29 protein-coding genes are annotated in these 18235 nt (G+C 45.0%); 13 read left to right on the top strand and 16 right to left on the bottom strand.

All coding sequences use genetic code 11. The annotated features are described in order from the left end of the window. Window positions 1–69 precede the first annotated feature (69 nt). From CXF62_RS14790 to CXF62_RS11505, 16 genes are all read right to left on the bottom strand, one after another. A complete protein-coding gene (locus CXF62_RS14790; protein WP_197707715.1) occupies window positions 70–714 on the bottom strand; it encodes a Gp49 family protein in 645 nt (214 codons plus the stop codon). A 3-nt stretch (window positions 715–717) separates the two neighbouring features. Beyond that, a complete protein-coding gene (locus CXF62_RS11575; RefSeq protein WP_102094478.1) occupies window positions 718–960 on the bottom strand; it encodes a hypothetical protein in 243 nt (80 codons plus the stop codon). 8 nt (window positions 961–968) lie between these two features. Continuing rightward, a complete protein-coding gene (locus CXF62_RS11570) occupies window positions 969–2465 on the bottom strand; it encodes a terminase large subunit domain-containing protein (RefSeq protein WP_102094477.1) in 1497 nt (498 codons plus the stop codon). Continuing rightward, window positions 2434–3105, bottom strand: coding sequence for an HGGxSTG domain-containing protein (locus CXF62_RS11565; RefSeq protein WP_102094476.1), 672 nt, complete (start codon window positions 3103–3105; stop codon window positions 2434–2436). Before CXF62_RS11565 ends, CXF62_RS11570 begins: the two co-directional genes overlap by 32 nt. Before the next feature lie 345 nt (window positions 3106–3450). Next, window positions 3451–3672, bottom strand: a complete 222-nt coding sequence (locus CXF62_RS11560) for a hypothetical protein (RefSeq protein WP_102094475.1) — start codon at window positions 3670–3672, stop codon at window positions 3451–3453. Next, window positions 3672–4124: a hypothetical protein gene (locus CXF62_RS11555; protein ID WP_102094474.1), complete on the bottom strand. Its 453-nt coding sequence runs from the start codon at window positions 4122–4124 to the stop codon at window positions 3672–3674. Before CXF62_RS11555 ends, CXF62_RS11560 begins: the two co-directional genes overlap by 1 nt. 205 nt (window positions 4125–4329) lie before the next feature. Further along, entirely contained in the window at window positions 4330–4860 is a 531-nt protein-coding gene (locus tag CXF62_RS11550) for a VRR-NUC domain-containing protein (protein ID WP_228153229.1), read from the bottom strand. Continuing rightward, window positions 4823–5128 (bottom strand): hypothetical protein, encoded by a 306-nt coding sequence (locus tag CXF62_RS11545; RefSeq protein ID WP_102094473.1) that lies wholly within the window; start codon window positions 5126–5128, stop codon window positions 4823–4825. The genes CXF62_RS11550 and CXF62_RS11545 overlap by 38 nt, the downstream gene beginning before the upstream one ends. Then, the gene (locus tag CXF62_RS11540) at window positions 5125–5370 is read right to left on the bottom strand and encodes a hypothetical protein (RefSeq protein ID WP_102094472.1); all 246 of its coding nucleotides are present in this window, start codon (window positions 5368–5370) and stop codon (window positions 5125–5127) included. Before CXF62_RS11540 ends, CXF62_RS11545 begins: the two co-directional genes overlap by 4 nt. Then, a complete protein-coding gene (locus CXF62_RS11535; RefSeq protein WP_102094471.1) occupies window positions 5367–6242 on the bottom strand; it encodes a DNA adenine methylase in 876 nt (291 codons plus the stop codon). Before CXF62_RS11535 ends, CXF62_RS11540 begins: the two co-directional genes overlap by 4 nt. Next, window positions 6239–7132, bottom strand: coding sequence for an ATP-binding protein (locus CXF62_RS11530; RefSeq protein ID WP_102094470.1), 894 nt, complete (start codon window positions 7130–7132; stop codon window positions 6239–6241). The genes CXF62_RS11535 and CXF62_RS11530 overlap by 4 nt, the downstream gene beginning before the upstream one ends. Continuing rightward, on the bottom strand, window positions 7129–7872 hold the full coding sequence (locus CXF62_RS11525; protein WP_102094469.1) for a hypothetical protein: 744 nt from the start codon (window positions 7870–7872) through the stop codon (window positions 7129–7131). The genes CXF62_RS11530 and CXF62_RS11525 overlap by 4 nt, the downstream gene beginning before the upstream one ends. Before the next feature lie 6 nt (window positions 7873–7878). Further along, on the bottom strand, window positions 7879–8913 hold the full coding sequence (locus tag CXF62_RS11520; RefSeq protein ID WP_102094468.1) for a hypothetical protein: 1035 nt from the start codon (window positions 8911–8913) through the stop codon (window positions 7879–7881). Window positions 8914–8995: 82 nt separating this feature from the next. Next, window positions 8996–9826 carry a hypothetical protein gene (locus CXF62_RS11515; protein ID WP_102094467.1) on the bottom strand — a complete coding sequence of 277 codons (831 nt, stop codon included), beginning with the start codon at window positions 9824–9826 and terminating at the stop codon, window positions 8996–8998. Then, on the bottom strand, window positions 9826–10461 hold the full coding sequence (locus tag CXF62_RS11510) for a hypothetical protein (protein ID WP_102094466.1): 636 nt from the start codon (window positions 10459–10461) through the stop codon (window positions 9826–9828). The genes CXF62_RS11515 and CXF62_RS11510 overlap by 1 nt, the downstream gene beginning before the upstream one ends. Before the next feature lie 24 nt (window positions 10462–10485). After that, window positions 10486–10731 (bottom strand): helix-turn-helix domain-containing protein, encoded by a 246-nt coding sequence (locus CXF62_RS11505; RefSeq protein ID WP_102094465.1) that lies wholly within the window; start codon window positions 10729–10731, stop codon window positions 10486–10488. Window positions 10732–10883: 152 nt separating this feature from the next. Between CXF62_RS11505 and CXF62_RS11500 the strand changes: the two genes are divergently transcribed. From CXF62_RS11500 to CXF62_RS11450, 13 genes are all read left to right on the top strand, one after another. After that, entirely contained in the window at window positions 10884–11561 is a 678-nt protein-coding gene (locus tag CXF62_RS11500; RefSeq protein WP_228153228.1) for a LexA family transcriptional regulator, read from the top strand. A gap of 464 nt (window positions 11562–12025) precedes the next feature. Further along, on the top strand, window positions 12026–12301 hold the full coding sequence (locus CXF62_RS11495) for a hypothetical protein (protein WP_102094464.1): 276 nt from the start codon (window positions 12026–12028) through the stop codon (window positions 12299–12301). Window positions 12302–12380: 79 nt separating this feature from the next. Beyond that, complete coding sequence (locus CXF62_RS14765; protein WP_185156652.1) at window positions 12381–12542, top strand: hypothetical protein; 162 nt, start codon at window positions 12381–12383, stop codon at window positions 12540–12542. A gap of 61 nt (window positions 12543–12603) precedes the next feature. Beyond that, the gene (locus tag CXF62_RS11490; RefSeq protein WP_102094463.1) at window positions 12604–12873 is read left to right on the top strand and encodes a hypothetical protein; all 270 of its coding nucleotides are present in this window, start codon (window positions 12604–12606) and stop codon (window positions 12871–12873) included. Then, on the top strand, window positions 12870–13037 hold the full coding sequence (locus CXF62_RS14760; RefSeq protein ID WP_185156651.1) for a hypothetical protein: 168 nt from the start codon (window positions 12870–12872) through the stop codon (window positions 13035–13037). The genes CXF62_RS11490 and CXF62_RS14760 overlap by 4 nt, the downstream gene beginning before the upstream one ends. Continuing rightward, the gene (locus CXF62_RS11485) at window positions 13037–13696 is read left to right on the top strand and encodes an ATP-binding protein (RefSeq protein ID WP_102094462.1); all 660 of its coding nucleotides are present in this window, start codon (window positions 13037–13039) and stop codon (window positions 13694–13696) included. The genes CXF62_RS14760 and CXF62_RS11485 overlap by 1 nt, the downstream gene beginning before the upstream one ends. Before the next feature lie 21 nt (window positions 13697–13717). Continuing rightward, window positions 13718–14500 (top strand): hypothetical protein, encoded by a 783-nt coding sequence (locus CXF62_RS11480; RefSeq protein WP_102094461.1) that lies wholly within the window; start codon window positions 13718–13720, stop codon window positions 14498–14500. A gap of 9 nt (window positions 14501–14509) precedes the next feature. Continuing rightward, window positions 14510–15001, top strand: coding sequence for a hypothetical protein (locus CXF62_RS11475; protein ID WP_102094460.1), 492 nt, complete (start codon window positions 14510–14512; stop codon window positions 14999–15001). A gap of 180 nt (window positions 15002–15181) precedes the next feature. Continuing rightward, on the top strand, window positions 15182–15781 hold the full coding sequence (locus tag CXF62_RS11470; protein WP_102094459.1) for a 3'-5' exonuclease family protein: 600 nt from the start codon (window positions 15182–15184) through the stop codon (window positions 15779–15781). Further along, on the top strand, window positions 15774–16310 hold the full coding sequence (locus tag CXF62_RS11465) for a hypothetical protein (protein WP_102094458.1): 537 nt from the start codon (window positions 15774–15776) through the stop codon (window positions 16308–16310). Before CXF62_RS11470 ends, CXF62_RS11465 begins: the two co-directional genes overlap by 8 nt. Continuing rightward, on the top strand, window positions 16307–17095 hold the full coding sequence (locus CXF62_RS11460; protein ID WP_102094457.1) for a 3'-5' exonuclease: 789 nt from the start codon (window positions 16307–16309) through the stop codon (window positions 17093–17095). The genes CXF62_RS11465 and CXF62_RS11460 overlap by 4 nt, the downstream gene beginning before the upstream one ends. Next, window positions 17092–17829, top strand: coding sequence for a hypothetical protein (locus tag CXF62_RS11455; RefSeq protein ID WP_102094456.1), 738 nt, complete (start codon window positions 17092–17094; stop codon window positions 17827–17829). The genes CXF62_RS11460 and CXF62_RS11455 overlap by 4 nt, the downstream gene beginning before the upstream one ends. After that, complete coding sequence (locus CXF62_RS11450; protein WP_102094455.1) at window positions 17822–18094, top strand: helix-turn-helix domain-containing protein; 273 nt, start codon at window positions 17822–17824, stop codon at window positions 18092–18094. The genes CXF62_RS11455 and CXF62_RS11450 overlap by 8 nt, the downstream gene beginning before the upstream one ends. Window positions 18095–18235 lie beyond the last annotated feature (141 nt).

Here is an 18235-nt window from a genome sequence, read left to right as displayed (position 1 = left end):
TTAAGTTGGTGAGTATTTTTTGCCCAAAAAAAACCACCTTCGATGAGGTGGCTTTTAATGTTTGGTTGTTTAGGCTAGCTGCCAATCTTCGGCAAGCACATCGGTCTGACTTGCCAGCCAAGGCACGACATTGTCTTGTGCGGTTTTCATTGCGATATACGCACCGTATGGCACCATATCATCAGGGAAGATACCGCCCATCGTCTCCAAGCTGTTACGCTGCATTGGATAACTTGCTGCTGGCACGTAGTACAAGAACATACCTTTGCCGTTCCAGCCAGCGCGCATGACCTTTTTACCTGATTTCAAGGCGTGGATCGCTAATCCAAAGTCAAATTTATCAGCTAGATTGATGCCTCCCACTTGAGTCGCGCTACCACCTACCACAAAATAATTATACTCGCATGGCGCAACACAGTTATTAGTGCATGGCTCAGACTTCTTTTGCTTAGCACGATAACGATCATTAGCGAGTAAGTAGCCTTCAAGCTCCCACAGCTTCTTAACCGCGTTCTCAAGTGCGTAAGTCTCACCAAGTTCTTTGTTAAAATTACTTGCATCAACACAAGACGCTTCACCAGTTACTTTAAAGTTGGTAGGTAGGGTAATAACCGCCACCGTGAGCTTCTTTCCAAATACTGCATACTCAACTTTGCTCTGAGCAACCAATTCATCCAATTGCTCTTTAGTTACTTTGTTTCGTAGGTCTGTCATATCTTATCCCTTATTAGTAGTTAAAGCTTTATCCAGCGCCATGAATCCACGCTCAAAATCTGTATTAGCCATAGCGATAAGACGATGATCAAGTCCAGTGCGTTTTGCCTTCTCAATCAAGCCAGCCATTATCTTTTCTTGTTCGCGTAAGTCGCTGTACACGCTGTCAATCTCTGTCGGCTGGCGAGTTGTATGTGCGTCATTAGGCTGCACTCTTAAATTAGCTGAAACCTTATCACCACTCATACCAACTCCTAGATAACCGTTCTATTGTTATTGGCCTTCTTGCCGCCAGCTCTAGGCTTAACCTGAGCATATCTAAGCATCATCACTGCGTATCGCGTGGCATCCATCAAGTCATCGTATAGCTTCTTGATCTTGCCCTTGTCTCGATGATACGTTCTGCGCTCGTCCTGCCATTCGGTACAATCACGGAAGACAAACAATCTGCCTGTTTCCATGCGCTGTAGTATTTCCATCAAGCCTGCTTCGACGCCATTACTACCATCATCATGCGTGGCATTTTCATCGAGCATGTTCACGCCTTCATCGCGGTACTGCTCAGCGAGTGTTAAGCCGCTGCCTTTGTCGTGCTGATAACCATCGTGTGGCCAAGCAACTGGCTGCCATGAACCATTGTCGTTAAAGTGTGGCGCGTGTTCGCGCGGTGTTCTCTCGCGTGCTGCATACTCGTTTGTGACATAAACAATGTCGTTGTCGCGGTCCCATGCCAGCGTGACGCATGTTGTTGGGTGATCCCAACCAAAATCCATACCCTTGATTTGCGGCCAGTGTGCTGGTATATCAAAACGATCAATGATGATTTCATCTTCATCAACCGGATAAATCAGACCGCTACCTGCGTATGGTATACCCTGCATACGTGCTTTATGCTCGTGCTTGGGGAATAACGCTAAATAATTAGCTTTGTCGTCCTCGCTTAAATGCGGTGCGTCATCCCAAGTTGCGCGAGTAACGCTGTTAATGCCTTCATCAGCTTTCTCAATAAAGCCTTTGACCATCGGTGTCACGCCCATTAGTGGCGTAAACGTGATGTAGATCAGACCGCGTGTTGTCGCTGTGCGTGTTAGACACTCGGTATAAACCTCTTCAGGCGGCTCTTCATCCAGATGGATGTAGTGCATTGCCGTACCTTCAAAGCTCCCTCGGCCTTGTTGGTATGACTTCAAGCCAATGTACGACCAGCCACCGCTGGCATGTTTAACCTTGACTGTATCGATTAAGTCAGCGACACCAGACTTCCACCTGATAGACTTTTGATCAATCAAGTGAATCGGTATGATGCCGCTACCATCTATGGTCTTTTTCTTGCCGCCATCTTTGTAGATGACGTTGCCAAACAACTCCGCTTGCAGAATATCGCGTGTCGTCTCATTGGTCTTGCCAGCAATCCAGCCTTTCGTTGGATGATCAAAGCGCTTACCCACCCACCATTCAGGATAAAGGCCGGTTGCGTGCAAAGTATCTTCATACGTGCCAGCGATTGTCTTACCAACCCGGTTGCCTGCCATAAATAGGCGCGAACCGTAGAACTTGCCGTCTGCAAAGAATGATAGATGTTTAGTATAGCCATGCCTAGCAAATGGCCCGTCATCGGGGAAGAAGCTATACAGCTTGTAGTTCTTACGCTTCTCACGCTCTTTGATGACCGCAATAAGCGCCCGTTTATTAGCAGCATTAAGACCTGGTAATAAAGCTTTAAGACTTTCCGCTGAGCAATCCAAGAGCATACTCGTCTAACTCCTCGTCTGTCATGCTCTCTAAGTCTTTTGTCTTAGCGCCGCCTACTGGATTTCTCTCAAGCTCCTTCTTGCGTGTTTCAAGCTCTAGTATTACTGCTGCTTGCTTAGGTATCTGGTATTCAAGCTTGGCGATTAGATTAATCAGCCTTGCTTCTTCGCTCGCCCAATCGCGTGTCTTATAAACGCGGGTACGTTTTAACGGCTCTGACTCTTGCCCGCCGTAGTCGTCCTCGTCCGGATCATAATACTCACCGCAGCGCTGAGCGTCTCTTGCCCGCGCCTTCTTGACCGTTTCTTCATCTTCTTCATCAGCCAATGTCTCGTCTTTAATCTCATCGAGCTGTGGCGTGTCGCCTTGAATCTTACGATGAGTCAACAAGTTAGCGAGCTGTATTCGCGCTATAGCAAGCTCACGACTCACATCGCCCTGCATAGCAATCGCGTCATCTAACTGGCTGTCATCAAAGATACGGCTGTAGATGCCGTGTTTTAAGTTGTTCTTGTTGCCCTTGGGCGCGCCTGGTGATAAACCACCGTGCAAACGGCAGCGCTTCTTGCCAGCGATTGGCTTGTTTTGGCAAGGCTTGCCTGAGCGAGTCTTAGCACCGCAAATAGTTTTATCTGCCATGCTGACTCCTGAGCGTTACCTCGCATGTAAAAAAGGCTCACAACAAGCAGATACTTATGAGCCAAAAGGACATAAAAAAAGCCCACACCAATTAAGGCATGAGCTTTTTAGAATATATTTAGTGTGGCTAGGTGTGGCAGTTGCTATACACAACCTCTTATCCATCAACCTACCCGTTCACGATAACACAAACTTACCCTAAGTCGTGCCAATAATCAAGGTGTTTTAGCGCTGTGATGAAAATTAACGATAAAACACTTGATGTTTGTTTACATGGGGTTGAATTGCTGGCTGGCCTGTGGGCTTGACTGCGTATATTAAGTGACACATAAAGAAAAAACAGAATTATACATATCTTAAATACTCCTTAATCTCTATAACAACGCGGTCTATTGACTCTTGCATGATAAAAAAGTAGGCCATTTGACTTTGCTTCTTATATCGCGTCGTGCTTAGCCAGCACTCACGCTCATCATCCTCAGTCTGATAGCCGCTATTGTTAAGTTGGCGCTCAATCTCTGCGATTTTACGCTTAAACGCAATATAGTCTTGATAATGTCTACCCATCAACTCAACTCCAATATAGCCTCGTAAATATGTCGCTCAGCATTCGCTAAATGCCGTTGCACCTTGCGCACATGCGTCTGTACCGTCGTACCCTCGCCATGTTCGTACTCACTCACTACCGACTTACTTAGGCGCGTATAAGACATGCCATACAGATAGTAGCGACGTATCAAGCTTGCCCACATCATAAGCTCTTTATCACCTGACTGCTTCATGCCAGCCAGTTCTCGGTCTATGAGTGTATAGTACGCCTGATCGTCCATATTCCACATCACCGGGCGAACGCTTGCGCTCTGCTGCTCTACATTATCACGCATTATGATCGCACAAGGCGATTGATAGCCCAAGTGACCGCCCACTGTACCTCGATTGCAAAAATCACCCCATCCAGTTAGCCAACTTTGCACCTCTAATAAATCAATTACGTCAGTTTTATCAATCGTATCACTCATCAGCTATCCCCAAAATAATGTATAATGATTTTGCGAATAACATTGCTCTGTTACTTGCCAGCTATAGCACTTACGTCTGCAAACGTGAGTGCTTTTTATTATCTGTTAGTAGTCACCACCGTTTGCTGACCACACAACCGCTAAAAACGCGATAGCCAATACGATTGCAGTCACAATCCCAACAAGGCCCATTAAAATAATTAGATCAATCACAATACTCTCCTTGCTTGTCGGTAATTAATAACTCGCCTGCCATGTATCTTTTGATGGTCTGGGTAGTGTCTTGAAAGCCTTTACACACCTCTGCGTAGTACCCTTCATCAATCAATGCTGCAATACGCTGTTTTTGGTTGTCTCGCGTGACGCTGCCTTTCGGTTTCTTGAGCTCAATACGCAATCCGTGATAGCCGCCTTTAGGTATATCTAGTATCAAGTCCGGATAACCTGCCTGCACGCCCATGCGTTTAAGCTTGGCACCCTCTCTCCCTTTTCGATAACCACCGTTTGGAACGTGGACAATGTAGTAGTCCAATGTCCTACCCTTGTATTTCTGCAACACCGCCCATTTAATGATTGAGATTTGAATATCATCCTCAGACTTGGCTGGCATGACGATACTTTTCTTACCATCTTTATCTGTTACCACTCTTGCCTTCTTAAACCTAGCTAATCGTGCCAATTTACCGCCCTCCTGCCCTTCAAATCGTCCTGACCGATGTATGTACCGAGTCAACATTCAGGTCACTTAAATCGTCATCTATTGCTTTACCGCTTTTATCCCATCGACACGGATTGTTATAGCGAATCCCATTAATTTCTATCGCGCTACATGAGTAACGCTGATAGTCATTACTAAACGATAAACCGATTACAAAATCACCTGCCAGCGTCACAGCTGAGTTTTTGAGATAGTTCACAGCGTTTGGCTTGCCAGCTTTGACCGCTTTCTTTAATTCAGTGTATTTGCGCTCGCCTGGGGTATAGTCGGCTGGGTCTTTTTTCACTTGCCAGTCTCAAGAGGATAGCGAGCTAAAAGGCGGTCACGCAGCTTAATAGCTTCATCATTTTTTAGGTGCGAAACTATCAAGGATGAGAAGTGTCTCGGCTCCGCCATACCATCCTTGTTGTTTACCTGGTCTTGCCTACTTTCAACAATCACACCGCGTTCGTAAAACTGAAACGATAGTGACCTATGGCTCTCATAATCACTCAAAATCACTGATTGCTTAGCTATAAACTTACTCACGCGCTTATCTCCTCAAAAAGATCTATTTGTTGCTGCTCACAGTTAGGTGATATCCAAAGCACTTCAGTACGCTTGCCGCTACCGTTATGACTACTGATAGCTGTCTGTCTTGATGATTTGGTCCAGCCAGCAAGCTTGTCGTTATAAAGCTCATTGTCATAACCGCTAATCACAAACATACCTTTTGACTTTAGAGTCAGATCGAGTAGTCGGTTATGCTCAAACTCACGCATTTCAAACTTGCCATAGCTGTCTGTATTAGTGCGCGTGTCCGTCGTATAAGGAGGATCAAGATAGAACAGCGTGTCGCTACGGTCGTGCTGCTTAATCACGTTGTACGCATCGGTATTTTCGATAACCACTTGGCGTAAGCGCTCAGTGACTTCTAACACCCTTGCTGGCAAGTCTGACCAAAGCGATTGCAGCGATATACCGCTACGTGCTGTATCTAATCTAAAGCCAGTATTACCGCGAGTCGCGCCAGCACTACCAAAACCCATTTGTGCACGTACTAATAACTTATGAGCCTCCATCACTGCTGGATAACCTGATTCAATCTTGCCGCGGCCATCACGATTGCGGCAACTTGGCTCTTTTGCCCATTCAAACTCAGTACGGCTATATGGCGTCATGTGTAGCAGTCTTAACAAATCAGGACGCATGTTGTTGCAGCGGATCACGTTAAACAGATTCACAATCTCATCATTTTTGTCGTTATAGACTTCGCGCACTGACGGTTCTTTACTAATCAGCACAGCTGCTGAGCCACCAAACGGCTCAACGTAGCAATGGTGCTGTGGAAAGTGACTGATAATCCAAGGGGCTAAGCGCCACTTGGCACCGTGGTACCGCATTAAAGGTTTATTACTCATAGTGTTCTCACTCGACCAGTCAAAACGCGATAGCTGGGCCAGACGCAAGGAATTTGTACGATGTTCTGTCTCAAGCGGTCCGATGCTCTATCACCCATATGGTCATAAAATTCTTTTTCGGTCATATTGGTGGTGATAATGGTTGGCAAGCGCAGCTGATAGCGTCTATCGATGATTGCAGACAGCTGCTCACGGTCTTTATCAGCCCATTTATCCACTGCTGACGTATCGCCTTCGCCTACCTCATCAATTATCAAAGCGGTAGAACGACTCAGACGCTCAATGTAAGTCGCTGCGCTGTCGCTGCTGGTCTTATCCCAAGTGGCTTTTATCTCGTGCTGAATCTGACCTGAGCGCTTAAATGCCACGGTCATCTGTGCGTAGTAGCGCTGACGCACAATCTCATTGACAATCAAACACGCCAGCTTCGTCTTACCTGTGCCTGTGTTGCCTGTTAGCAAGATATTGGCGTGGCCTTTGCGGTAGTTTGCTGCGTAATGCTTAGCAAAATTAATGATTTTAGCGATGCGTGCGCGTGTCTGATCATCACCGCCTACTGTCCACTGACTAAAATCAGCGTTGATGTGCTCGCTTGGTATGTCTAGGCTGGCAAGTAAGCTGCCTTTCAAGTATTGCAGCTGCTCTTGCTGCGCATCATGCTCCCACTGGCATTTTTGGCACTGCACGTTACCAGTGTTAGCAACCGCTTCTGTGACTTGCCAGCGCTGCTTGCCGTGTTTTGCACAATCCGTTGCCACTGAGACTGTGTTAAATGATGGCATGCGGCTCATGACGCTATCTAGTGCGTTACCACGACCTGCTGTATGCGTAGGCTCAAGCAGTTCAGGTCTGGGTCTTCTGAGTGAGGCGTTTTCGTATGCTGTGTTCATATCAAATCCTCTTTAGCCATTTCACAAAAAAAACTACATTCGATATCTAGTTCGTTTCTCATGTCACCGCGATTCGGGTCTAGCTCATCAAGAAATATGGGCGCTGACCCTACTGGCTCTTTCAGTATGGAGTGTCCGATATTTCGTTCGACCATTGACATGCGTACAAACACATCAGGAAAATCCTTACGAATGTTGTTCCAATAGCCCATGCCACCTTTGACGCAACCAATACAATTGTTATTCTTATAACCAAGTTCATACATAAACGGTATCTTGATACCTGCATCTTGGATAATCGCCAAACAATCTTGTTTGGCTAGATTCGCTTCAATCAAAACCCAATCAACGTCTAGCTGCTCATTTCTTTCTTCAAAATCTATTGAGCGCTGTAATTCATCAACCGTATAACCGAAAATATGAATATCATCTTCACGTTGGAACTTGGCTCGAACCTTGCGCTTTAGCTGTGTCGTACAGGGTGCGCCATAACGACCCTTTAAATAGCCTTGCTTGAAAACTTCGTAAATAGAACCGTTATACTTATCGTTTTGAACTGTTGTGATCGGAACACCAAACCATGCTTCACAGTCTTTCAAAAAACGCTGGTTGTCGGGATGTTCCTCTTTAATATGAATATTCAGCACCTCAACTCGATCTTTGCCGTACTTGTTGATTGCTAGTTTGGTTGCTACTGCGCTGGCTGCACCACAGCTGAAATGACATAAAATTCTTCTCATAATGATTTACCCGTAGTAGTTGTTATCGTTGTCTGAGGCGGTATCGCTTGGCATGGTGCTGTCTGTGCTATCTGCGAACCATGCGCGCTTCTCTTCGTCAGTCATTTCAGTTGGTACGTCGTACTTTGCGTTGACTGCAAGAGGATCAGGCGTTGTGCGTTGTCTGCTGGCTGGTGATTGAGCTGCTTGGTTGATGCGCGTTTTTGGCTGATACACATCCGTCCACATCTCGACGATTGATTTTTTTATTGACTGGTGAATATCCAAGCCAGCGTTGTGCCATTCAGTTAATCTCTCAACTAACAGTTTGCAAGCGTATTCGGTAGCTGGTTTTTTCTTGGTAACGCGCATGTCGTTGTACGCAATCCAAACTTCTTTTTGGATGAAGTCAGGAATTGGGTACTCATTAGCTGAGAAGGTAGGTTTTTTCTTTGTAGCGGTCTTGGTTTTTGATTGCGGTTTTTTCTTCGTGTCACTATCAGATTTTTTTGACTGAGAAACAGAAATATCTTTTTGCGCCTTTATCTTTTTAGTGTAGAAGTCTAGTGTAAAAGGTATAGTGTGTAGGTCAATTTGACCGGACTTGCTGGACAAAATGACCGGACTTGCAGACAAATTGACCGCATAAGAGGACAAAATGACCGGACTTGAATTGCTAGGGTCTGGACTATTTGACCGGACTTTAGCAGTCTTTTCGGCTTTTAAGTCTGCTACCAACTCGACCACTTTTTCTAAGTTAATAGAAAACTCATACATGCGACCAAAACTTGGCTTGGTATTTATGACACCCAATTCTGCCAATTTCTCGACTGCGCGCTGTATGGTTTTTTCGCTTAGACCAGTACCATATCTTTCATCATTTTTAAATTGAGAATAAGACAGCGTGTCTTTGCCTTTTAACCAGCCACCAGTCTTTGCCCAAATAAATTGTAGGCAGCCGTAAGCACTGGGATTTTTTAGCACTTGCTGCATTTGTAAGATTGGCGTGGGTACTCTGAGGTAGTCACTCATTAGAATCTCTTGCATATCTGTGTCTAACATGGTTATAATCTCCCTTGCATATCTTCATATATGTTTGTTAATTGGTAAGACGCTCATCAACTCCCATTGATGAGCGTTTTTTTTATTGCGTGCTATCACTGTTAGGCGGCATTACCCAGCCGATCAAGTCACGACCACTAATGACTGAAAAAATATCCATGCCATGACGTTCTGCTAAATTAGCCACACTTGCCGATCCAGCTTTTTTACCCTTTGTGACGTTTGACGCTTCAAAAAGCTTGCCGCTACTCAATGCTTTGATTAGCGGCTCACGGTCTGGCCCAATCAAATTTCCTGATAGCTTGACTCGTTTATGACGTGTGAGGTTGTCGATCATGAAATACGATTCCCCGGTCTGAAGGCAATTCAGACGAATCAGCGTTATGTCCATATTTCTTTTGATATAAACCAGATCAGCGCGCTGCTTTTGATAGTCTTTGTGCTCGTTATTGTTTTGAGCCTTTTCGCTCTTAGACACCATTTTTACCATCTTGCCAGCGGTTAGATCGGCTATGAGTACATCACGCCTCGCCTTAGCCAGTTGGTGCGATGCTGGTCCTTTCTTAACCGCAACGACTCTGGCTATTTTCTTAGCTGGTTTAGCTGCTTTTGGCTTGGTAACAAGTATTGGCGTGCGGTCTTTCTTCTGACGCAATACCGCAGTACCGTCTTCTAGTCTCGCCAGTGCTGCCTGGTGTTCTGCTTGCGCCTTCTCGTCAGCCTTCTTACGCTCAATACCTGCTAGCGCTTTTAACTGTGCGTCGGTGCGCGGTGTTTTGCGCTTAGGTGCGCTTGGGTCATCAAGATCGGTAGCGCCCACTTCTTCTAAGTATTTGGCAACAGTGGCTGCCCATTCAGGGTCAACAGGCTTAGGGTGACGATTCAAGTCTGCAAAATGCCCTTCTACTTTCATTACTTTCCCCAAAAATGTATCAATGTGAATAGCACTAATAACACCGCTGCGATATGCATGAACATCCAAAACATCTTACAAAACAATGTTTCGTCAGCAACGATATCTCGACGTTCCTGCTCTATTTCTTCTACAGCGCTCAGTCTGGCGATTAGCAGCGTTGGTCTGCTAGCACTTTTAGGTGCAACCAAGCTCTTGCAGGCTTCATAGAAGCTCGCTAGCAACTCAGACACGATATTTGAGCTGGTATTTATCTCTGACAAAGCATCTGTACGGCTGTAACGAGCATCAGCGCTGTCAGTCATGCCAGCGTCGTTTTGAAAGAAGTCATCTACCGCTTCTAAATTCTGGAAGTGGTACTTTGTGATGTGAAAAAGAATGTCGATTTTTTCTTTGTTGTAGTGCTTGGCATTAGCTGGCACGACTTTTAGACCGCAAAATGCCAGCATGTCGCAGAAGCGCACGAGCTGACTATCAGGCTTGCTTGAATCTAGCCAGCGACCAACGGTGCTTGAGTCAACATCAAGGCATTTTGCGACGTTGACTTGCTTGGCTTCTGCAACTGCGTGCAAGATGTCTGATTGCATGTTGCGTGACCGTTGCATTTTTTGATGTGATAATTGATTTGTGGACATGGTTATTCTCCGTAGTAGTAGAGGTTAAGCGTGTTCGATATCTTGAATATTGGTCATTTCCCCTGTCTTGAAGTCGTCCCAATTGTTTTTTTCAACGACTACAAATTGATGGAGCTTTCTGATTGATTCAACATCGCGCCATCTTGGGTTTTTGGTGGTTTCAGTAAAAAGACGAGATACTTTTGATTGGTATATATCTGCTTTCTCGGCAATCAATTCTTGCGTCATACCTGCGCCAATAAGCTCTGATATTTGCTGCGAGGCTCGCATGAGGCTTGAACTCCTTTTTTGGGTTAGTGTTTATATTATAATGCAAATCTGCATAATATCAACCCACTTATGGATAGGTCATTACATAAATATCCGTTTTTGCATAAAATATATTTAATTAATGTTTACCGGATTAAATAGGAGGGTTCTAAATGTCTTACTTAGCGCAAAATATTCAGTACCTATTAGATAAAAACAATATCAACGCTTATCAATTGCAAGAAAAATCAAACATTGCTCAATCCACGACATTTAGAATAATTAACGGTGACACAAAAAGCCCTAGCAGCACTACAGTGCAAAAGTATGCTAAATACTTTGGTGTTGAAGAGTCTGATTTAAGGTTTAAAGACTTATCGGATTCAATAAAGACGCAAGAGGACGGTGATAATTTTAAAGTGGTAGAAAAAAAGCCTGTGAGATACGTTCCTCTACTGAATTTTGTGCAAGCTGGCGAGTTTTGCGAGTACCATGACGATGCCATATCAGATGAGTTCAGACCGATCTTTGGAGAGGGTTATGGTGAGCATGTCTATTGGGTTGCCCTGGAGGGTGATAGCATGGAGCCTGACTTCAAGTCAGGAGAGCTGGTGCTGATTGATCCGGATATGCAACCAAATCCTGCCGACTATGTAGTAGCTTTACGTAAAGGTGAGAAAAAGGTGACTTTCAAAAAATGGAGACCGCGTGGATTCGATGAAAAGACTGGTAAAGAGTACTCACAGTTGATACCGTCCAATGAAAATTATCCAATAATAGACAGTCGCTTTGTGCCGTTTACTATTTGCGGTGTTGCAGTTGAGCGCAAGCAGATGCTGAGGACAATATGAGATCATACTATTATTATTGGATATGCCATTTTCTAAAGCACGCCACATTAGTTGTAGTTAAGCCTTTAGGTTGGGGTGTTTACCGTGAAGCGCTGGATTGGGATTAATTAAGGAGTAATGTTGTTGTAGAACTAGGGTTTTATAACACCGAAAGATAATAAAGCAATAATTTCACAAGCCCACCTTTTGGTGGGTTTTTTATTGCCTATTCTAAATTTTATGCAATTATGGATAATTTAATCTATCCACTCTTGCAATAATCTATGCAATATTGCATAATATGGATTATCAGCTAGCAACGACCTAGCCGAAACTATTTAAAAACACCTGAATACATAGAACCATCTTGAAGCGCGTTTGACCAGGTTGGGCGCGTGAATGGATGGCTATCGTAAGTGATGCAAAGCGCATTACTTACCATAGCCATTTAACGGTCTACGACCACTACTACGGAGATAAAAAGTATGAGTATTGAAGTAAAGAAAACAAAATCAGGCTTAGTCCTTACCAAGACAAACCAAGAGCCTTCAAACCCCAAAGGCTGGCAAGATCGTTATGACATCAACTGCCCTTACTGCTTAGAAGGTTTTGATTGTGCACCTAGTATCTTTCACATGATGGGAGCTTATGAGTTGGGAGGTGGTAGTTGTCCAAGCTGCAAAGAAATGATGGAAATTCACTTTCATCCCGAAACCAACAGTATGACGACTCATAAAGCAGTAAGAGAGTCAGTGCATTAAAACCAGTTATTACAACATAGCCGATTGCTCGCAGTCGTCTATCTCGTAACAACTAAACCAATCAAATAAGGAGTCAATCTTGGTAGACAAAACCGAACAACTGACCAAGCGCGAGCAACTAGCCGCCATTGCCATGCAAGCGCTTATCACCGCCAATACTGGTAAGTCCAGCTACGCGACGGCAGAAACCGCAGTAAACCACGCAGACGCTTTAATCAAAGCACTTAACAATCACCCATAGAAAAGCCCCAATCAGCACGAACTGAATGGGGCATAACACTCTACTACGGAGTCCGTAAATTATGACACACATCATAAAGCAAATCAACATCGAGCTGACAGCAAAGCTCGCAATATCCGCCCTACTCGCCAGCGCAGTCATCGTTACTGGTGCAAACGCTATTGATAGCGGTATCGAAGCAGAAGATCGCACGCACTTAGAGCACAAACTATGGCTTGAAGAAAATGTGAGCGACAAGTACGACGATGATCAGTACGAGTCTAGCCAGCAGGCTGAAACAGCTAGGCACGCAAACAATGTTATCGCTAAGGCGTATGGGAGAGAGTCATGAGTGAATCTAATCAAGCCGCGTGGGAATGGTCTCAAGAAGATGAGCGACGCTGGCACGCTGAGCAAGAGCTTGCAGCCACTCGCCAGCCAGCAGACGAGCAAGTCAATGAAAGGTTGCTCGCTGACTTTGACAGTATTTTTATGACGGATAAGGAGAGCAACTGATGGCTATCGTGACTTTAATTCTAGGCAATAGTGGTGAAGGCAAGTCCTATAGCCTAAAGCATTTAGACCCAAGCCAAACTGGTGTTATCAACGTCGTCAATAAACCACTACCTTTTCGTGGCGGCAAAGATTTTAAAAAACTTGCAACGGATAGCGCTGCCAAGATTTGCGACGCGCTAGTTAGAAGTAAAGCCCCTGTTATCGTTATTGATGACTTTCAATACATCATGAGCCTTGAGTACATACGTGGCAATAATCAGAAGTATGAGAAAGGCGCTGCTTTTGATCGCTACAACATTTTGTCCTACAACGCTTTTTCTGTGTTTGATACTGCTATCAATCACGTTAGCAACGACAAGCGCGTTTATATACTAGCGCACATCCAAGAAGATAATGGACGCCAGCGTATTAAGACAATGGGCAAGGTTTTAGATGACAAGATCGTACTAGAAGGCCTTGTGTCTACCGTACTTCAAACAACGCTTCGTGATGACGGTCATTTCTTTATGACAAAGAATAACGGCTTCAACACGGTTAAAAGTCCTGAAGATATGTTTCAGTCCGAACTGATACCGAATGACCTTAACGCTGTGGATGACGCTATTTGCGACTACTACGGCATTACTAAAAACCAAAATCAACAGCCAGAACAGGCTTAATTTTAAATCAGGAGCAACACCATGAACCAGCAATCACAACAAGCCTTTTGGCAACTGGACAAATCAAAGGCTGCTAAAGTCGGTCAGTCAAACTACATCACTGGTGATACTAGCGATGTTTATAAAATCCTAAGCGCAGCATGGAAAACCAACACTCGCATGAGTCCGGCTGTCCATAACTTAACGGTTCATATTATGAACGCTGATAAATCAACCGCTATGATCGAGATCCCTTACGCTGACGAATCAGGTAAAAGCTGGTCAGGCGAAAATATTATCAATGCCATGATGCTTTGTGCCAACGTCCCATCTTTATCGCAAGTACAAGGCTCGCACCAAGAATATGACTTTGATCAGCAAAAAGACGTGACCGTCAACGGTATAGTAGCGCCCGAACTGGCTGGCAAGAAGGTTGGTATGTTCTTAACTGATAGATATTACTTTCACAAAACGAAGTTTGAGGTTAAGCGTGGTGCGCCTGAGCTGTTCAACGTCTTTGATGCTGAATCACGCCAGCTACCGCACGAAAAAGCCAATAATCAGCCAGCCAATCCAGAGGCGTTTAACACCGTGACGGAAGCAATGATTAAGTACAGCGCAAAATCTAAAGAGAAGGCTGAGAACGAAGCTGCAATGAATGGACAACCGCAAAATGGTTTTAATAATCAAATGACAAACCAGGCTCCGCAGAATAACAGCGTCACTTATCAACGCGGTGCACCAATGCAACAAAGTAGCGACCCAGCAAACAGCGGTCCGACCACCACAACAAGCGCAGTATCAGACGATGATTTGCCCTTTTAGGAGATAGCAATGATCTATTGTAGATACTGCGAAACTGAGAAAGCGGAGGGTGATTTTTACCAATCATCTATCCGCAGTGACGGTAAGTCTGGCGATTGCAAAGAGTGCATACGCGCCAAGGCTAGAGCTAACAGAGCTAATAACATCGAAGCTCGCCGCGAGTTCGATAGACAGCGTGCTAACAATCCTGACCGCGTGCAAGCGCGTAAGGATTATCAGCGTACCGAACGAGGCCAACGAAAGGCAAGTGCTGCCAAACGTGCTTACGCTGAGCGAAATCCAACTATACGCCAAGCACACAATGCAGTTAATAACGCCTTGCGTGACGGCAAGATAGTCAGACCTTCTTGCTGTGAGACTTGCCAGCAAGAGGCTGAATTACACGGTCATCATTGCGACTACAACAAGCCGCTGGATGTTATGTGGCTGTGCGATCCATGTCATAAGCAGTGGCATAAAGATAACACGCCTATTTACTGTGACGAGCGCAAGCTGGCTTGACGGTCAGTTTTAACTTTTTGGAATAACGATTTGCAGCCGTAAGCTGCTATTCGTTGATGGCTGAAATACCACCGTACAGGTGGCTTAGAAATCACCAACTAGCTGATGCCAGTTGCCCAAACTTTTATCACCGCATAGGTGACTTAGCAGCAACTCTACCCCTACTACGGAATGAATACTATGAACACAAAAACAGCAACAATTATCGATATGCAGGCGACTGACACAACCAGGTACGCCCAAGCGACACAGATATCTTGGTCGCAAATCGCATTTACTGACAATACGCACTTTATTGTTGAGACAAACCCAAAGCGCAATTATGAATCTAATCATGAGTTATGTTTTGTGCACCGCGCTATATCTAGCGAGCAAAAAGGCTTAAACGGCATTCATCATAGAGATTTAGAAGGCGCTAAATACTACAAAGAAGTGCTGGCCCGAGTTATGAGTCGCGTCAATGATGACTACATTGTCTGCTTTGATGCAAAACAAACTAAACGACTGCTTGCCAGCGCTGGCGTGCCAACAGATGCTTTTAACTTCATCTGCATGTCGTCTGTGATCAAAAAACTGTACCCAAACATGGGTAGCTACACGATAGCGACTCTGGTTTATGAGTTTTGCGAGAACACAGCAATCAGCTATATGCCGCACAACTGGCATGGACGCTACGACGCGACGTTTATGCGTCACATATTTAAGCAAGTCAGTATCTTAAATGGCTTGTTCACAATGCAAGATTGGTATGAATTAACACCGGAGGTGGCACATGGCTAAGGCTAAGAACCGTGACAAGCGTAAAAAGGCAGCAGTTAAAAAGGCGAACCAGGTTAAAGCTGGCAAGCCGGAAATGTACGAAGGCTTTATGCGCATACCGCTGAACAATTCATTCACCAGCGATGAAGTTAGGATTCACACTGAGTACGAAGGCGATTGGTTGGACCGAAAGCTACGCGCCACGATTATGAATGAGCCGCGCATGTTCGTAGTCACAGCTCACGTCTTTATGATTGATGGCAAAAGATATTGCGCGACTATCGAATATCAAAGCTATGGCGGCAGAGAAACAATACCCGATGCCGCAAACATGGCAGTCGATGCAGCACGTAACGGCAGCGGCCTTATGGATATGAGCAAAACTTACATTATTGTTCGCGCTCAGAAGGATATGACCAAATTCCCGAAAGAGATTGACGTGGAAGAGTTACAGGCTAAGCAGCACAAAAAAGCGCCAATAATGGGCTTGGCACAACCTTTTGATTATAACTATCTGTTTGATGAATTTGTAAAGGAGTCAAAAGCATGACCACGCCAGCAATGATTATCGACTTTGAAGCAACGGATGTTAGCAAGGAAGCGGAAGCGACACAGCTTGGGTGGCGTAACGTATCCTTTGATGACCAAGGCGATCTAGTGGCAGAGGTTGTTTACTACAGAGACGACAACCAGCAAAGCAACGTGCGATTCTGCAAGCCAGACCGCGCAATTAGCTATGGTGCTATGGCCGTATCTCACATCATGCCAAGCGACGTAGAGCACGCATTAAGTCATAAGCTTGTGGTGCCACAATATCTGCCAGTCGGTGAAGCCTACATCATAGGGCACAATATTGATTACGATATTCAAGTCGCGGCCAACGCTAGCGTCGATGTTAGCCAGTACAAACGTATTTGCACGCAAGCGCTGGCACGTCGATTACTGCCAGAATTGGACAGTCATTCACTAGGCGCACTCACCTACGCGATTAATCCTGATCTAGCACGTCAGTATTGCCGTAATGCTCATAACGCTGGTTGGGATGTGACGTTCACGCTGTGGCTGCTAGAACACTTATGCGAGCTTGGCGACATAACGAGCATGGAACAGCTATACCTTGCCAGCGAGGAAGCGCGGATTCCTAAGATTATGCCCATCGGCAATGACCATAGAGGAAAGCTTATCGCTGATATGGCGAAAGACCCTAAAGATCGTGGCTTCTTGCAGTGGGTAGTTAAGACTATCAAGGACAAGCCTTACTTGGTTGAGGCTTGCCGACAAGCGCTAATCACTAGCATTAATCCAAATGTGTCAGGTATGGAGAGACAATCATGAATAAGCCAAAAGAACGTCCAGTGATATTCAGCACACAAGAAGTCAACGCAGTGCTGGCAGGTGATAAGACGCAGCATCGGGTTATTATCGAGAACACCAAAGATACGCAATGCTTATTTAGTGGCGATTGGCGTTATGACGGCCGTGATTTCTTAGACGACGACGGTTGCACTCCTGACCCAAAAGGCGCTCATTATGTAGAGCGATTAGAGCCATCAGAAGGTGAAGAACGTCAATATACGGAAGACTATCGATGTATTGGCCATTGCCCACTTGGCAATATCGGTGATCGATTGTGGGTACAAGAGCCAACTCTCGCTATAGAGGATGTCGGTTGGCTTGGTCCAGTATATGTCGCATCTACTGAAGGTCAGCATGCAATAGATTGGGGTTATGGTCCGTATGATGATCCAGCTCATATTCCAGCTTGCGACTTAACTTATAACAAATCTTGTGATCTCAGCTATGAAGAAAGTCGCATGCTCTTAGAAATAACTGATATTCGTATCGAGCGAATAAAAGACATTAGTGAGGCTGACGCAAAGGCAATGGGGTTAAAACCAGACTATTGCGATCACAAACATCAAACTTGCGAAGATATAGGCTGTATTGGCAAATGGGCTAGCGCTCTTTTCCTACACTTACGACATGAAAAGAAACTTGCCGTGCATTACACAGATTGGTTTTGGGTGATTGATTTTAAAGTAATAGAAGGAGTACATACGAATGGCTAAGAAGTTATGGAAAGACGTCACTGAAGACGAAAAAATGAAGATGAAGCAGTTTGTTATCAACAATCCAGATGACACACCGCTGACGCCTGAGTATGCCGCAAGCTACTTGGATGTATCAACCGCAACGCTGCAAAAAATGCGCTGCACAAACACCAAGGGTATACCCTTTTTTAAACCACGCCATAAGTGTATTGTTTACTATAAGCGCGATTTGGATAACTACCTAACCAATGAGGCATACCAGTGCACCGCGCAATATGCGTAGTGCCGACCTGCGAATCTTTCTCAGCATGCCGTTACGGTTTTCCTGCCTTTGATCGCGCTCAAGGCAGGGTTTGGTGCGGTGTCAAAACCTCGCTCATGCCAGCGAATATACTGCCAGTATACTATTGATATACTCTTGAAT

Origin of the sequence: Psychrobacter sp. MES7-P7E (genome assembly GCF_002863645.1) — a bacterium.
Taxonomy (GTDB): domain Bacteria; phylum Pseudomonadota; class Gammaproteobacteria; order Pseudomonadales; family Moraxellaceae; genus Psychrobacter.
The sequence above is the reverse complement of the archived record's forward strand: the minus strand, read 5'-3'. Positions and strand labels throughout refer to the sequence as shown.

Bases quoted from the DNA above. Each gene is read 5' to 3' on its own strand.
- CXF62_RS14790 (WP_197707715.1), bottom strand. From the start codon at position 714: ATGACAGACCTACGAAACAAAGTAACTAAAGAGCAATTGGATGAATTG.
- CXF62_RS11575 (WP_102094478.1), bottom strand. From the start codon at position 960: ATGAGTGGTGATAAGGTTTCAGCTAATTTAAGAGTGCAGCCTAATGAC.
- CXF62_RS11570 (WP_102094477.1), bottom strand. From the start codon at position 2,465: ATGCTCTTGGATTGCTCAGCGGAAAGTCTTAAAGCTTTATTACCAGGT.
- CXF62_RS11565 (WP_102094476.1), bottom strand. From the start codon at position 3,105: ATGGCAGATAAAACTATTTGCGGTGCTAAGACTCGCTCAGGCAAGCCT.
- CXF62_RS11560 (WP_102094475.1), bottom strand. From the start codon at position 3,672: ATGGGTAGACATTATCAAGACTATATTGCGTTTAAGCGTAAAATCGCA.
- CXF62_RS11555 (WP_102094474.1), bottom strand. From the start codon at position 4,124: ATGAGTGATACGATTGATAAAACTGACGTAATTGATTTATTAGAGGTG.
- CXF62_RS11550 (WP_228153229.1), bottom strand. From the start codon at position 4,860: ATGTTGACTCGGTACATACATCGGTCAGGACGATTTGAAGGGCAGGAG.
- CXF62_RS11535 (WP_102094471.1), bottom strand. From the start codon at position 6,242: ATGAGTAATAAACCTTTAATGCGGTACCACGGTGCCAAGTGGCGCTTA.
- CXF62_RS11530 (WP_102094470.1), bottom strand. From the start codon at position 7,132: ATGAACACAGCATACGAAAACGCCTCACTCAGAAGACCCAGACCTGAA.
- CXF62_RS11525 (WP_102094469.1), bottom strand. From the start codon at position 7,872: ATGAGAAGAATTTTATGTCATTTCAGCTGTGGTGCAGCCAGCGCAGTA.
- CXF62_RS11520 (WP_102094468.1), bottom strand. From the start codon at position 8,913: ATGTTAGACACAGATATGCAAGAGATTCTAATGAGTGACTACCTCAGA.
- CXF62_RS11515 (WP_102094467.1), bottom strand. From the start codon at position 9,826: ATGAAAGTAGAAGGGCATTTTGCAGACTTGAATCGTCACCCTAAGCCT.
- CXF62_RS11510 (WP_102094466.1), bottom strand. From the start codon at position 10,461: ATGTCCACAAATCAATTATCACATCAAAAAATGCAACGGTCACGCAAC.
- CXF62_RS11505 (WP_102094465.1), bottom strand. From the start codon at position 10,731: ATGCGAGCCTCGCAGCAAATATCAGAGCTTATTGGCGCAGGTATGACG.
- CXF62_RS11500 (WP_228153228.1), top strand. From the start codon at position 10,884: ATGTCTTACTTAGCGCAAAATATTCAGTACCTATTAGATAAAAACAAT.
- CXF62_RS11495 (WP_102094464.1), top strand. From the start codon at position 12,026: ATGAGTATTGAAGTAAAGAAAACAAAATCAGGCTTAGTCCTTACCAAG.
- CXF62_RS11490 (WP_102094463.1), top strand. From the start codon at position 12,604: ATGACACACATCATAAAGCAAATCAACATCGAGCTGACAGCAAAGCTC.
- CXF62_RS14760 (WP_185156651.1), top strand. From the start codon at position 12,870: ATGAGTGAATCTAATCAAGCCGCGTGGGAATGGTCTCAAGAAGATGAG.
- CXF62_RS11485 (WP_102094462.1), top strand. From the start codon at position 13,037: ATGGCTATCGTGACTTTAATTCTAGGCAATAGTGGTGAAGGCAAGTCC.
- CXF62_RS11480 (WP_102094461.1), top strand. From the start codon at position 13,718: ATGAACCAGCAATCACAACAAGCCTTTTGGCAACTGGACAAATCAAAG.
- CXF62_RS11475 (WP_102094460.1), top strand. From the start codon at position 14,510: ATGATCTATTGTAGATACTGCGAAACTGAGAAAGCGGAGGGTGATTTT.
- CXF62_RS11470 (WP_102094459.1), top strand. From the start codon at position 15,182: ATGAACACAAAAACAGCAACAATTATCGATATGCAGGCGACTGACACA.
- CXF62_RS11465 (WP_102094458.1), top strand. From the start codon at position 15,774: ATGGCTAAGGCTAAGAACCGTGACAAGCGTAAAAAGGCAGCAGTTAAA.
- CXF62_RS11460 (WP_102094457.1), top strand. From the start codon at position 16,307: ATGACCACGCCAGCAATGATTATCGACTTTGAAGCAACGGATGTTAGC.
- CXF62_RS11455 (WP_102094456.1), top strand. From the start codon at position 17,092: ATGAATAAGCCAAAAGAACGTCCAGTGATATTCAGCACACAAGAAGTC.
- CXF62_RS11450 (WP_102094455.1), top strand. From the start codon at position 17,822: ATGGCTAAGAAGTTATGGAAAGACGTCACTGAAGACGAAAAAATGAAG.